At 42.5% G+C, this 14,129-nt stretch carries 12 protein-coding genes; 10 read left to right on the forward strand and 2 right to left on the reverse strand.

Annotated features, from left to right (window positions below):
* Window positions 1–96 precede the first annotated feature (96 nt).
* The 6 genes from KHA99_RS01055 to KHA99_RS01080 all read left to right on the forward strand — a co-directional run bounded on the left by KHA99_RS01055 (window position 97) and on the right by KHA99_RS01080 (window position 7,659).
* Complete coding sequence (locus KHA99_RS01055; RefSeq protein WP_249366382.1) at window positions 97–1,455, forward strand: NAD(P)-dependent oxidoreductase; 1,359 nt, start codon at window positions 97–99, stop codon at window positions 1,453–1,455.
* Between the two features lie 45 nt (window positions 1,456–1,500).
* Window positions 1,501–2,787 carry an NAD-dependent dihydropyrimidine dehydrogenase subunit PreA gene (gene preA, locus KHA99_RS01060; protein WP_213115583.1) on the forward strand — a complete coding sequence of 429 codons (1,287 nt, stop codon included), beginning with the start codon at window positions 1,501–1,503 and terminating at the stop codon, window positions 2,785–2,787.
* A 22-nt stretch (window positions 2,788–2,809) separates the two neighbouring features.
* The gene (gene hydA, locus KHA99_RS01065) at window positions 2,810–4,228 is read left to right on the forward strand and encodes a dihydropyrimidinase (RefSeq protein WP_213115584.1); all 1,419 of its coding nucleotides are present in this window, start codon (window positions 2,810–2,812) and stop codon (window positions 4,226–4,228) included.
* 122 nt (window positions 4,229–4,350) lie between these two features.
* Complete coding sequence (locus KHA99_RS01070) at window positions 4,351–4,569, forward strand: hypothetical protein (protein ID WP_213115585.1); 219 nt, start codon at window positions 4,351–4,353, stop codon at window positions 4,567–4,569.
* 233 nt (window positions 4,570–4,802) lie between these two features.
* Window positions 4,803–6,269 carry a CoA-acylating methylmalonate-semialdehyde dehydrogenase gene (locus KHA99_RS01075; RefSeq protein WP_213115586.1) on the forward strand — a complete coding sequence of 489 codons (1,467 nt, stop codon included), beginning with the start codon at window positions 4,803–4,805 and terminating at the stop codon, window positions 6,267–6,269.
* 34 nt (window positions 6,270–6,303) lie between these two features.
* Window positions 6,304–7,659, forward strand: coding sequence for an aspartate aminotransferase family protein (locus KHA99_RS01080; RefSeq protein ID WP_213115587.1), 1,356 nt, complete (start codon window positions 6,304–6,306; stop codon window positions 7,657–7,659).
* 44 nt (window positions 7,660–7,703) lie between these two features.
* Here the strand turns inward: KHA99_RS01080 and KHA99_RS01085 are convergent, their stop codons facing one another.
* Together KHA99_RS01085 and KHA99_RS01090 are read right to left on the reverse strand one after the other, a co-directional pair.
* On the reverse strand, window positions 7,704–8,141 hold the full coding sequence (locus KHA99_RS01085) for an Rrf2 family transcriptional regulator (RefSeq protein WP_213115588.1): 438 nt from the start codon (window positions 8,139–8,141) through the stop codon (window positions 7,704–7,706).
* Between the two features lie 92 nt (window positions 8,142–8,233).
* Window positions 8,234–10,192 carry a helix-turn-helix domain-containing protein gene (locus KHA99_RS01090; RefSeq protein ID WP_213115589.1) on the reverse strand — a complete coding sequence of 653 codons (1,959 nt, stop codon included), beginning with the start codon at window positions 10,190–10,192 and terminating at the stop codon, window positions 8,234–8,236.
* A gap of 260 nt (window positions 10,193–10,452) precedes the next feature.
* Here KHA99_RS01090 and KHA99_RS01095 point away from each other — a divergent pair, with 260 nt between their 5' ends.
* From KHA99_RS01095 to KHA99_RS01110, 4 genes are all read left to right on the forward strand, one after another.
* Window positions 10,453–10,665, forward strand: coding sequence for an acetyl-CoA carboxylase biotin carboxyl carrier protein subunit (locus tag KHA99_RS01095; protein ID WP_213115590.1), 213 nt, complete (start codon window positions 10,453–10,455; stop codon window positions 10,663–10,665).
* Window positions 10,666–10,739: 74 nt separating this feature from the next.
* Window positions 10,740–12,299, forward strand: a complete 1,560-nt coding sequence (locus tag KHA99_RS01100; RefSeq protein ID WP_213115591.1) for an ABC transporter substrate-binding protein — start codon at window positions 10,740–10,742, stop codon at window positions 12,297–12,299.
* A gap of 24 nt (window positions 12,300–12,323) precedes the next feature.
* The gene (locus KHA99_RS01105) at window positions 12,324–13,271 is read left to right on the forward strand and encodes an ABC transporter permease (protein WP_213115592.1); all 948 of its coding nucleotides are present in this window, start codon (window positions 12,324–12,326) and stop codon (window positions 13,269–13,271) included.
* A 15-nt stretch (window positions 13,272–13,286) separates the two neighbouring features.
* Window positions 13,287–14,126 (forward strand): ABC transporter permease, encoded by an 840-nt coding sequence (locus KHA99_RS01110; protein WP_213115593.1) that lies wholly within the window; start codon window positions 13,287–13,289, stop codon window positions 14,124–14,126.
* Window positions 14,127–14,129: the final 3 nt, after the last annotated feature.

Below are 14,129 nucleotides of genomic sequence, written 5' to 3' on the forward strand. Positions count from 1 at the left end.
AAGTATAAAAAAATGTACAGCTAATATCAATTGTATATATATGTTAAAGCGCTTTCGTTAATGTTGTTTAATGAACAAAAAAGGGAGGGCTTTTATTTGGCAATACAACGAATTTCGTTAACGAATCTTGAAAAAAACTTTCAAGAGGTTGAGCCGGGACTTACGAATCAAGAAGCGATAGACGAAGCTAATCGCTGCCTCTACTGTTATGATGCCCCATGTATCAAAGCCTGTCCAACGGGCATCAATATTCCTGCCTTTATTAAAAAAATTGCCTCTGGAAACTTGCTGGGATCTGCAAAGACGATTATGTCTGCTAACCCAGTAGGAGCAAGCTGCGCAAGGGTATGTCCGACGGAGGAACTCTGCGAAGGAGCTTGTGTACTGAATCACTCCACTAAACCAATCATGATTGGCAATCTGCAGCGTTATGCGACAGACTGGGCCATCCACAATAATCAAACTCTATTTGAAAAAGGTGAATCAAACGGAAAGAAGATAGCGATAATCGGCGCTGGACCGGCCGGATTATCGGCAGCACGTGAGCTTGCGCGGCTGGGCTACAAAGTGACTGTTTTTGAAGCTGCCAACAAGGCTGGCGGTTTAAATACGTATGGTATTGTCTCGTTTCGGTTGCCGCAGCGTATTTCTTTTTGGGAAGTCGAGCAGGTGGAAAAATTAAACGTTACGATCCGAACCAATACGATGGTAGGAAGGGACATTACGGTTGAAGAATTAATGGAAGGGTTTGACCGAATTGTCCTAGCGGCTGGAATGGGACATGTGCCAGAGCTCGGCATTTCAGGCGAGGAGCTGGATGGGGTTTATGATGCCATTGAGTTTGTCAAAGCAACCAAGGATGGGAAACTGTCTAATGAATTTGTGGGTAAGCGTGTGATTGTAATTGGTGCTGGGAATACAGCCATTGATGGTGCGACTTGTTCCATTCGGCTAGGGGCTGAAAACGTGAAGATCCTCTATCGAAGAACCGTAGATGAAATGACAGCCTACGATTTTGAATATGAGTTTGCTAAGCAGGATGGTGTCGAGTTCCGCTGGCTGACTGCACCGCAAAGGATTCTTGGCAGTGAGAACGGCAAGGTGACAGGAATTGAGTGTATAAAGATGAAGCTCGGTGAACCTGAGGCGGATGGGCGGCGCAGTCCATTAGCAGTTGTCGGGTCAGAACATGTAATTCCTGTTGATGCTGTGGTGAAAGCTATCGGACAAACAAGACATCTCTCATTAATTGAGAGGTTTGGCCTAGAGCACGACGGAGGGGTGGTCAAGGTTGACCCGTTTACATTGGAGACATCAAATCCAAACATATTTGCCTGCGGCGATGTGATTTTTGGCAAAGGACAAGGGGAAGCGATGGTTGTAACGGCCGCCCAGCAAGGGAAAGATGTTGCTTATGCCATTCACAAACAATTTACTACGGTGGGAAATACTTGACTCGAGTTTATTAATCTCGTGAAAAACTTTAAAGGGGGAAATTTGATGGCTGATTTACGGATTAACCTCGCAGGGATCAAATCGCCAAATCCATTTTGGCTGGCGTCTGCACCACCGACAAATTCAGGCTATCAGGTTCAACGGGCCTTTGAGGCAGGGTGGGGAGGGGCTGTCTGGAAAACGCTAGGGGATCCCATACTGAATACAAGCTCCCGCTTTGCTGCCATAAGTTTTAACGGCCAGCGGGTCGCAGGCTTTAACAATATTGAATTAATTACCGACCGGCCGCTCGATGTCAATTTAAAGGAAATCTATGAAACGAAAAAGAAATTCCCGAATCATGCTATAGTTGCTTCCCTGATGGTCGAGCCAAAGCAGGAAAAATGGCACGAAATTGTCAAACGTGTGGAGGATGTCGGTGTCGATGGACTTGAGCTGAATTTCGGATGTCCGCACGGGATGGCTGAGCGGGGCATGGGCTCAGCCTCAGGCCAGGTGCCTGCCCTTGTAGAAAAACAAACCTTATGGGTAAAAGAAGTGGCAAAAACGCCTGTTATCGTCAAGCTAACTCCGAATATTACCGATATTACAGCAACTGCGGAAGCGGCTTGTAACGGCGGTGCCGATGCCATTAGTATGATTAACACGATAAACAGCCTTATGGGCGTGGACCTTGATACTTGGAATACGATCCCGCATGTCGCCGGGAAAGGTGCACATGGCGGTTATTGCGGTCCTGCCGTAAAGCCAATTGCCTTAAATATGGTGGCAGAGTGCGCCAGACATTCACAAATCAATGTCCCGATTTCCGGAATCGGCGGCATCTCCAACTGGCGGGATGCGGTTGAATTTATGCTGATGGGGGCAACCGGAGTTCAAATCTGTACCGCCGCTATGCATCACGGCTTCCGGATTGTCGAGGATATGATTGAGGGGCTGAATCATTATTTAGACGGCAAGGGCATTGCTGCTGTTTCCGACATTATCGGCAAATCAGTGCCGAAATACTCGGATTGGGGAAATCTTGATCTGAACTACAATATCGTGGCGAAAATCAATACGGATGTTTGCATTAACTGTAACAAATGTTATATAGCCTGTGAGGATACATCGCATCAATGTATTGAAATGCTTTCTGATGCATCAGGAAAAAACTATCTGAGGGTGTGGGAAGAGGATTGTGTCGGCTGCAACTTATGCGCGATTGTCTGTCCGGTAGATGGGGCAATTGAAATGATTGAAGTCCCGAATGAAATGCCGCCCATGACTTGGAATGAACGTCAGGCTGTTATTAACGCAGTCATAACTTCCAAAGTGGATACAACTAAATGATAGATTAGGAGGGGTTAAACCTATGAAAAAAATCGTTAAAAACGGAACGATTGTTACAGCGGCAGATACGTTTAAAGGAGAAATTTTAATTGAAGACGGCAAAATCACACAAATTGGCGCCAATCTTTCGGCTGTTGGAGCAGAAGTGATTGACGCAAAAGGCTGCCTCGTCTTCCCCGGAGGAATTGACCCACACACCCATCTAGACATGCCATTTGGCGGTACTGTAACAAGGGATGATTTTGAATCGGGAACGATCGCCGCTGCCTTCGGAGGCACAACCTCGATCATCGATTTTTGCCTGACCAATAAGGGTGAACCGTTGAAAAATGCGATTCAAACCTGGCATAACAAATCCAATAATAAAGCGGTCATTGATTATAGCTTCCACCTCATGATTAGCGAAATCAATGATCAAGTACTTAATGAATTACCTCAAGTCATTAATGAGGAAGGGATCACCTCCTTTAAAGTGTTTATGGCGTATAAAAATGTCTTCCAAGCAGATGATGAGACCTTATTTAAGACGCTAGTGACGGCAAAGGACCTAGGCGCGCTGGTCATGGTCCATGCCGAGAACGGGGATGTTATTGATTACTTAACGAAAAAGGCCCTCGCGGAAGGGAAAACGGATCCGATTTATCATGCCTTAACAAGACCGCCGGAGTTGGAGGGTGAAGCGACTGGCCGCGCTGCCCGATTTACCGGTCTGGCCAATTCTCAATTATACGTCGTCCATGTTTCCTGTGCGGACGCGGTTGAAAAAATCGCGGAAGCGAGGGCAAAAGGGTACGAGGTTTGGGGGGAAACCTGCCCGCAATATCTAGTTCTTGATCAAAGCTATTTGAAAAAACCGAATTTTGAGGGAGCAAAATATGTCTGGTCACCGCCGCTCCGTGAAAAATGGAATCAGGATGTCCTTTGGAATGCCTTAAAAAGCGGCCAGCTGCAAACATTAGGTTCCGACCAATGTTCTTTTGATTTCAAAGGACAGAAAGACCTGGGACGCGGCGATTTTACAAAGATTCCAAATGGCGGACCAATGATTGAAGATCGTCTTACCATTTTATTTTCGGAGGGGGTAAAGAAGGGAAGAATCAGTCTAAATCAGTTTGTGGACATTACCTCGACGCGGATTGCCAAGCTTTTTGGGCTCTTCCCGAAAAAGGGAACTATTGCCGTTGGTGCAGATGCCGACCTTGTCATTTTTGACCCGAACATTGAGCGGGTGATTTCAGCCGAAACCCATCATATGGCGGTTGATTACAATGCTTTCGAAGGAATGAAAGTCACCGGAGAGCCAGTTTCCGTTCTAGTCCGCGGCGAATACGTGGTTCGCGACAAGCAGTTCGTCGGCAAACCAGGCTCTGGTCAATACTTGAAAAGGGAGAAATATAGTTCAACAACAACGTTAAATCAAAATGAAATACTATCAATCTAGCAAACCTATATTTTTTTGAACCACTCCCGCAATTACCCTGTAAAGTCAGAGTATTTGCGCTTTATGAAAAGGCTGCCGAAGGAATTCCGAAAAATCTTAATTTATATGGAGGAGCGCGGGACATGACTGAGCATCAACAATTTCTTGCGGAAAGGGATAAAATAGACTTTTTCATCCAAAAGGGATTTCGAATACAGTCTGTAAATGAGCATTTGGATGGGGCTACTGTTGAATTTGTTCATCCAAACGGAGACGTTACTGAAGTTTTGTTGATTAGCAATGCAAATGCCCGAAAATATTTTTCCAGCCTTTTAATCAAACAAAACCCAATAGGAAAATAATGGTTTTGGAATTGGATTGGCCTCGAGCCAGTCCTTTCCTATATGTCTGGGGAGGTATGTTTAGGTACCATAATAAAAGTACATATAATTATATCAAACTGCCTAGGATACTCTATGGATTTAAAAAAATGTTTGCAGCAGCAAGATTGATAAAACGTTAACAAGATGTCTAACGAATGATTTTTAAGCATAAGAGATAATAAATCTAAAATTATATACTGGGAGGAAATAGGATGAGCGTAACAAAAAATGATACAACCGTTTTAAAAAATTATATTAATGGTGAATGGGTCAATTCAAGCAGCGAAGTGACGCTGGATGTACCGAATCCGGCGACAAATGAACTATTAATCAAGGTGCCGGTTTCAACAAAGGATGATGTGGATTTGGCAGTTGCAGCAGCGAAAGAGGCTTTTAAGAAATGGAAGAACGTTCCTGTACCGAAAAGAGCCCGTGTTTTCTACAAATATCATCATCTATTAACAGAGAACCACGAGGAATTGGCCCGCTTAATTGTCCAAGAAAATGGCAAGGCTTACAACGAAGCGTATGGCGAGGTGCAGCGCGGAATTGAGTGTGTTGAGTTCGCGTGCGGGGCGCCAACATTAATGATGGGCGAGACTTTGTCAGGAATCGCCGAAGACATTGATTCGGAAATGTTCCGCTATCCATTAGGGGTCGTCGGAGGAATCACACCATTTAACTTTCCGATGATGGTGCCAATGTGGATGTTCCCACTCGCCATCGCTTGCGGAAACACGTTTGTGTTAAAGCCATCTGAACGTACTCCTATTTTAGCCAATAGATTAGTAGAGTTATTTACGGAGGCGGGAGCACCGAAGGGGGTTTTAAATGTCGTTCACGGAGCGCATGATGTGGTAAATGGATTAATTGAACATAAGGACGTTGCGGCCATTTCGTTTGTCGGATCTCAGCCGGTAGCGAAGTATGTATATGAGCGGACTGCTGGGGAAGGCAAACGGGTTCAAGCCCTTTCCGGTGCAAAAAACCATCATATTGTCATGCCAGATGCGGATATCGATAGGGCTGTTCAGCATGTAATGAGTGCAACCTTTGGCAGCGCCGGACAGCGTTGTATGGCCTGCAGTGCAGTTGTTGTCGTCGGAGATAATGACGCGTTTGTTGCAGCATTAAAGAGAGAAGCTGACAAGTTAAATATCGGTAACGGCATGGATGAAGAAGTTTTATTAACCCCGGTTATTCGCAAGGAACACCGTGATAAAGTGCTTAGTTATATTGAAAAAGGATTATCCGAAGGTGCTGATCTAATCAGGGATGGACGCAAGGAAATGAGTGACCATCCAAAGGGCAACTTTTTAGGACCGACTATCTTTGACCATGTCGATCCTGAAATGACGATTGCCAAGGATGAAATTTTTGCACCTGTTTTAAGTTTGCTCCGTGCCAAAGATTTGGATGAAGGCTTGGAATTTATTCGCAGGTCCCGTTATGGAAATGGAGCGACCATATACACAAACAGCGCCAAAGCCGTCCGAAAGTTTCGTGAAGAGGCAGATGCAGGCATGCTGGGAATCAATGTAGGAGTGCCAGCCACGATGGCTTTCTTCCCATTCTCCGGATGGAAGGACTCCTTCTATGGTGACCTACACGTTAATGGAAAAGACGGGCTAAATTTCTATACTAGGAAGAAAATGATCACTTCTCGGTTTGAAGCATAACTATAAAATAACTGTAAGAATTGGAGGGGATTTTATGGTTCATACGGATCGTTCGCAGGAAAAGTTGTTAGACAAAGATGATAAATATGTTTGGCATGCGATGCGGCCTTACAGCCCAGATGCGACGATTGTTGTCGAGAAGGCAGAAGGCTCGTGGGTGACTGATGTAGACGGAAAACGTTATTTGGATGCGATGTCTGGCCTCTGGTGTGTGAATATTGGCTACGGAAGAACGGAGCTGGCCGATGCAGCCTATGAACAATTAAAGGAATTGGCCTATTTTCCCTTATCACAAAGCCATGTTCCAGCAATAAAACTGGCTGAAAAGTTAAACGAAATGCTCGGAGACGAATATGTAATTTTCTTCTCGAACAGCGGCTCCGAAGCAAATGAAACTGCGTTTAAAATCGTGCGCCAATACCACCAGCAAAAAGGTGAACATAATCGCTACAAGATTGTTTCAAGATACCGTGGGTACCACGGAAACACAATTGGTACGCTTGCAGCTACCGGTCAGGCGCAAAGGAAATATAAATATGAACCGCTTGCACCTGGTTTCATTCATGTCTCGCCTCCGGATTCCTACCGTGATGATACGAATGTTACGGATCCAATGAAATTATCCTCCGTTCAGGAAATCGATAAAACGATGACCTGGGAGTTAAGTGAAACGATCGCTGCAATGATCATGGAACCAATTATTACAGGCGGCGGCGTTCTCGTACCACCAGATGGATATATGAAGGCAGCCCATGAAGTGTGCAAAAAACATGGAGCGCTTCTCATTGTCGATGAGGTCATTTGTGGATTTGGCCGTACAGGCAAGCCGTTTGGTTTTATGAATTATGGGGTCAAACCTGACATTATTACGATGGCAAAGGGTATAACAAGTGCGTATCTGCCGCTTTCGGCAACCGCTGTACGCAAAGATATATATGAAGCGTTTAAAGGAACCGAGGAATACGACTATTTCCGTCATGTCAACACATTTGGAGGAAATCCGGCAGCATGCGCTTTAGCTTTGAAAAACCTCGAAATTTTGGAAAAAGAAAAGCTTTTTGATAGGTCCCGGGATTTAGGAGAACAATTGTTAAATGATTTAAATGGCCTTCTCAAAGACCACCCGTATGTAGGCAATGTCCGTGGAAAAGGCCTATTAGTCGGTATCGAGCTAGTAAAAGATAAGAGCACAAAAGAGCCTCTGGACGTCAGCCTTGTTAACCAGGTGATTGCCGGCTGCAAGGAAAAAGGCATTATCATTGGTAAAAACGGGGCAACAGTAGCCGGATATAACAACGTTCTTACCATGGCACCGCCATTAAGTATTGAACAAAAGGATTTGAATTTTTTAGTAAAAACACTGGGAGAAGCTCTGGATAAGATAAAATAGGTGAAAAAAAGAGCACTCGTGAATGTTTCACAAAGTGCTCTTTTTTATTGAGCTTGGTTTTCCTTCTCCAAAATTCCTTTTACAACATCCTCGATCGTTACATTAGCCAGAACTTTTTCCATAGCCAATTGCGCAGTGGAGAAAAGTGGACCAATTGTATCTTGAATATTTCTCCCGACCATACATGCCGGATTTGGCTCCTCATGGATGCTAAACAACTCATTATCTGATACAACATTAACTGCCTTGTAAACATCCAATAATGTTATTTCTGATAAGCCCTTTGCCAAGTCTGCGCCGGCAACACCGGGCCTAACATGGACCAAACCGGCGTTCTTCAACATCCCAATGATTTTTCGAATCACTACAGGATTTGTGTTAACACTCTTAGCAATAAATTCAGAAGTATTGACTTCATTTTTATTAACTTCCAACAAGGATAATATATGAATTCCTACAGAAAAACGACTACTGATGGACATACCATTCGCCTTCCTTTTTCTTCTTTCCAATCATCTATCATTCAGTATAACACAATGATAATGAATAAATCGGAAAACAATCTAGTGGACATTTAAAAAAATGACTCCTTTAAATGACAGGCAAGCTGAATTTTCAATCTGTTTTCAGGTTCCTCAAGAGAAACACTTAACAGATCCTCAATTTTTTTCAGCCGCTGATACAAAGTATTGATGTGAACATGAAGGAGCTCGGCCGTTTTCACCGCCGATTGATTCGTTTGAACATAAGTGATTAATGTTTTTTCCAAATCATTATTTCTCAGTTTATTAGAATTTAGCGGTCCAAAGATTTCTTCTAAAAATCTCTCGATTTCCTCTTTGGATTGATTTAAAAAGAGGCGGTTAATGCCGATATCCGAAAATTCCATTAATCCAGAACGATGTCTGGAGCTTAAATAGGCAATGGCTCTAGCTGCTTCATTATGGGTTTTATAGACAGATTCTATACCCTTATACACCCCGCCAACTCCTGCCCTTAGTGCCACACCTTCATTTTGTTCCCACTCTTTTAATATTTCTTTAATATTATTCAGGACTCTCGGAAAAGCATTAATGGTTTTAAACGTTAATAGAAGCATTACTTTGTTGCTATTTCCGAAAACGATTTTTTCCATCCCGGTAAGCTTGGATTTGATCCTGGAAACTAATCGGTGAATACTTGTTTGCAAAACATGATGGTCAATAAAATTGGTTAGTTCGATGATCGTTGTGCAAAGGTAATTATTTAAATCAATTCCTATATCAAGCCCTTGTTTATAGAGAAGACGTGGTGCTTCTTTTCTTAATAGATTTTGATAAAAATCACTTGTTTTTTTAAAGTAGAATTCTGTAAGGGACTGCCGTTTTGCCAATTCTAGTGCCAATACGGATCCGCCACGTTCAATAATCATGTGTTCGAGCTGAGTAATTGAGCGCTCGGCAGAAACTATTAGGCAGCCAGTACAAGTGCTGTCAGTAATAATTGGATAGATAAAAAAATATTTCTCATCATGGTCATAAAGATCTACATATATCGGATAGTTTTTTGCGCCGATAATCTGTGTTAATTCCTCCATACTGAAGGATAAAAAAGCTCTGCCAGGGAAATATTCGTTCTTTAAAAGATCGACAAAAATTAAAGACATTCCTAGCATTCGGGTCAACTCTTTGACTATTGCATCAATCCCTTTATTTTGGATGGATAACTGAGTCAGTGTGGCATGCACTTCATTCTGTTTAATGAGGACCTGATTTTTCCTGTTTATTTCCGTAAAAAGGCGGGCATTCTCGATGGCAATGGCAATTTGAGCAGTCAGTCCCTTTAATAGTTTAAGATCCCAGTCAGTAATTTCATGTTCAAGATTAACCCGATGTATTCCTAAAACTCCAATAATTTCATTGTGAAAACTAACGGGAACTGAGATGGTTGCGTTTACGTTCCCTCCGTGAAAAGCTTTTTTCAAAAGTTCATCATTTTTCTTGGAAGTCCCTTTCATAGCTTCATTTGCCTCGCGAAAGGAGTTATAGATGCGCGGTTTGCCATCTAAAAATATTTTCCCGGTCACTGATTCTCCAACTCTATATTTTACTTGTTCAATTTCCTTTTTCCAGCCCCTATAAGCCTTGCAAACGAGCCGGTCGATGACTGGATTATAAAGCCAAAAGGCCGCTGTGTCAGCACCAGGGATGATGCTGGCTACATTATCAAGAATTTTTGTCAGCAGCACATCTAAGTCGAGCGAGGAGGTGATGTTTTGTACTCCTTCAATCAGCTTTTCCATTTCTAAATTTTTCGATTTCAAAGCGTACTGTGTATATATGGGGTATAAAAGATGATAAAAAATATCAATATTTTCTTTTTCTTGGGTGATATTTTCTTCAGAGGATAAAAGATATACTTTATAGCCCTGTGGGTAATCTAGCATAATAATGGTTTGATGAGCCAGTTTTAAAGGCGATAGTTCCTGTGCGGAGGAATCGATATTTTCAATATCAGAATCATAGCTGTCGATTAGCTCCCATTTGTGTTCCATGGGAGAATAAATCCAAATTTGATAGGAAGATAAGGAAAATTTCCTTTTTAGAAATGTCCTTAGAAAAGAATGGTTAAGCACTTTACAACACCTCAATGTAAAAAACTCTATTTATATTACCTAAAATGTAAATGAACCTACATTGTGTCAATTCTACCAATTTTATATACTTTAAGTAAATACTGAATATTCAGACACAAATCGACAATTTTTGAAATCGCTTTCTTTAAGCGATTGTTTAGAAGGAGGTGGCAAATAAGATGAGTTCCATCACATCGTATATGGCAGGCAACGTTTTTAAAGTCCTAGTAAAAGAAGGGGATACGATTTCTCCTGGTGAAGATGTCGTCATTTTGGAATCCATGAAAATGGAAATACCCATTACAGCAGAAGCGCAGGGGACAGTTAGTGAAGTATCGGTAAATGAAGGAGATTTTGTAAACGAAGGAGATGTCCTAATTAAGTTTGATTAGCACCATCCAGCCCTAACACGAATATTTGCGCTTACTTGCCCGTCAAACCCCACTTATTAAGGAGGTTTCATATGATGAAATCTAGTAAACTATTTGTTGCCCTATTTTTAGCAATTCTTCTGCTTGTCGCTGGATGCTCACAAAAGAATTCAACGACTAATCAAACTTCAGGAAAAACGTCGGGGGAGACAACGAAAGCCGAACCGAAAAAGGGCGGAAGCATTGTTGTTGCTTATGATTCTGATATAAGTAACTATGACCCGATTTTAGGTAATTCCGGTAATGACCACGCACTTCTTTATCCTGTTTATGACACACTGGTAAACTACAACGCAAATTTAGAGGCTGAGCCAGGACTTGCAAAATCCTGGGATACACCGGACGATAAAACGATTGTCCTGCACCTCCAAGAAAATGTCTTATTCCACGACGGCACCAAATTTAATGCAGAAGCAGTGAAGTTTAATATTGAACGGATTAATTCCAAGGATTCAAAGGTTTCCGATCTATCAAATGTGGAATCTGTAGAGGTTGTGGACGAGAATACCGTTAAATTGCATCTCAAACAGCCAGATTCTTCTATCATACTTGCCTTATCCGATCGTTCGGGGATGATGGTATCACCTGCCGCTGTTCAAAAATTCGGTGCAGATTATGCCCAAAATCCGGTAGGTACGGGCCCGTATAAAATGGTCAAATGGGTCCGCAATGGGGAAATTGACTTTGAAGCAAATAAAGATTATTGGCAAAAAGGACTTCCATATTTGGATAAAATTACAGCCAAGATTATGCCAGATGAAAATACGCGTTTAAATGCTCTTAAATCAGGCCAGATTCAATTCTATTGGAATGTTTCGCCTGATAACAGCCAGGTATTAAAGAATGACAAGAATATCGTGTTAGATACGAAAATGAAGGTTGCTTTCTATAATATGTACATCAATACGAAAATGGCTCCATTTGACAAAAAGGAAGTCAGACAGGCATTGGAATATGCCATTGACCGGGAAGCATTGGTTAAAGCGTTAACATTCGGTGAAGGAGAAGCGGCCTATCAAACCTTTCCAAAAGACTATTGGGCAGCATCTCCAGATGTAAAAATTTCATATGATCCGAAAAAAGCAAAGGAACTATTAAAACAAGCCGGTGTTGACAGCGTAACCTTTGATATGTTTGTACCTACGAGCACATTCTATACAAGGTTGGCTGAAGCAATAAAAGGTCAGGTAAAGGAAGCAGGATTTACTATTAATATTCAGCCAATGGAATTAACAAAAGGAGTAGCGCTGTATTTCAACGAAAAGCAAATTGCTGCTAACTTAACGTCATGGACTGGCCGGCCAGACCCGCAGCAAACCGTCAATTTATTCCTAAGCCAAAAGGGTTTCTATAATGCTGGCGGTGAATCAACACCAGAAAAGGAAGAACTAATTTCAAAAGCCGCTGCTTCTTACGATCAAAAGGAACGGGCAAAATTGTATGCAGAAATTAACAAGATCTCTATATTAGACGAAGCCATGCAAGTGCCAATTTTGTTCCAGCCTTCAACCGCTGCCATGACAACGAAAGTGAAAGGCTTTGAAGGGACATTGCTTGGAAAACCGAAATTCTCAACCTTATGGTTAGATCAATAGAATTGTAGAGAGGGGAAGAGATCCATGTTCTTTAAGTTTTTACTGCGGCGTTTGATGTATGTAATCCCAATGCTAATTGTAACGACACTGATCGTCTTTTCCCTCATCTTGATCATTCCGGGAGATCCTGCTCTGGCGCTTCTTGGAGACAATGCGACTGAAGAGAAATTGGCATTGTTAAGAAGTCAGCTCGGGCTGGATCAGCCCGTACTGATTCAGTATTGGAATTGGCTTACCAATGCGGTTCAAGGTGATTTGGGACGTTCTCTCTTTACTGGGGAGATTGTGAGTGATGCAGTCTTTTCAAGACTTGGTATTACCTTCCAGCTTGTCGTCGCGTCTATCGTCTTTTCATTTATTTTTGGAATGATTTTCGCGATTGGGTCGGTTATTAAACCGAATAGCTGGATGGATTACATTTCAAGATTTATGGGAACAATCGGCACGGCCATCCCTAACTTTTGGCTGGCAATGCTCCTTATCGTTGTATTTAGTGTAAACCTTGGCTGGCTGCCAGCAACAGGATTTACAAGTATTTCTGATAATCTAGGCGGCTTTTTCCAGAGCATCATCCTGCCAGCAATCTGTTTAGGGGCTTTTGGCGCAGCCCAAATTACCAGGCAATTACGATCATCTCTTCTTGAAGTGTTGGAATCGGATTATATTCGAACAGCTTATTCAAAGGGATTATTGCTTTGGCCGGTTATTTGGAAGCATGCACTGCGGAATTCCCTGCTCCCAGTTATCACAACAACTGGACTGTTGTTTGGGAACATGTTGGGGGCAACCGTCGTCATCGAAACGGTATTCGCCATCCCGGGAATGGGGCAGCTTGCTGTAAATTCCATTTTACAGAGGGACTTTCCTATGCTGCAGGGCGTTGTGTTAGTCATGGTTATATTGGTATTGATTATCAATTTCGTGACCGACGTGTTATATAGCGTTTTGGATCCGAGGATTGAAATTAAATAAGAAGGAGGCAGCTTGATGCAATTCCGTTTAATGTTTCAACGATTATTTAACGAAAAGCTGGCATTTGTAAGTATGATATTTTTGCTGCTTTTACTATTCTTATCACTCTTTGCATCTTGGATTGTTCCTTTTGACCCAAATAAGCAAGATTTGACCAAAGTCATGCTGCCACCTGACGGAACGTATTGGTTTGGAACGGATGAATTGGGCCGTGATGTGTTTTCACGCGTACTGATGGGAGCGCAGGCAGCGATTCAAGCTGGTGTTGTGGCGATTTTAATTCCTCTTTTTGTTGGAGTTCCGCTTGGCATCATTTCGGGATATCTAGGCGGAATTATTGATGATATTTTCATGAGAATTGTCGATGCCATTCTATCGTTTCCCGCCATTCTTCTTGCCCTGGGAATTACCGGTGCATTAGGGGTTAGTTTATGGAATGCGATGATTGCCATCGGCATTATATTTACGCCGCAATTTGCCCGCCTTGCAAGAGGGCAGACCCTTCAAGTCAGAAGGGAGCCTTATGTGGAAGCGGCCAAAATATCAGGTGCAGGTCCTTTGTGGATTATGATGAAGCATATCCTTCCAAATATATTATCTCCCATCATTGTTCAGGCGTCCTTTAGCTTCAGTCTTGCCATTTTAGTGGAAGCCTCATTAAGCTTTCTTGGCATGGGTGCGCAGTCGCCTCAAGTCAGCTGGGGGGGAATGCTGCATCAGGCTTACAGCATGATATTTGTGAATCCATACATGATGCTTTTCCCAGGGCTAGCCATCCTGATTTCCGTATTGGCAGGCAACTTTTTTGGAGACGGATTACGAGTGGCTATTGACCCAAAAATGAAGAGATCTTAGGGG

The organism is Neobacillus rhizophilus (assembly GCF_018343535.1).
Lineage (GTDB): Bacteria > Bacillota > Bacilli > Bacillales > Cytobacillaceae > Neobacillus > Neobacillus rhizophilus.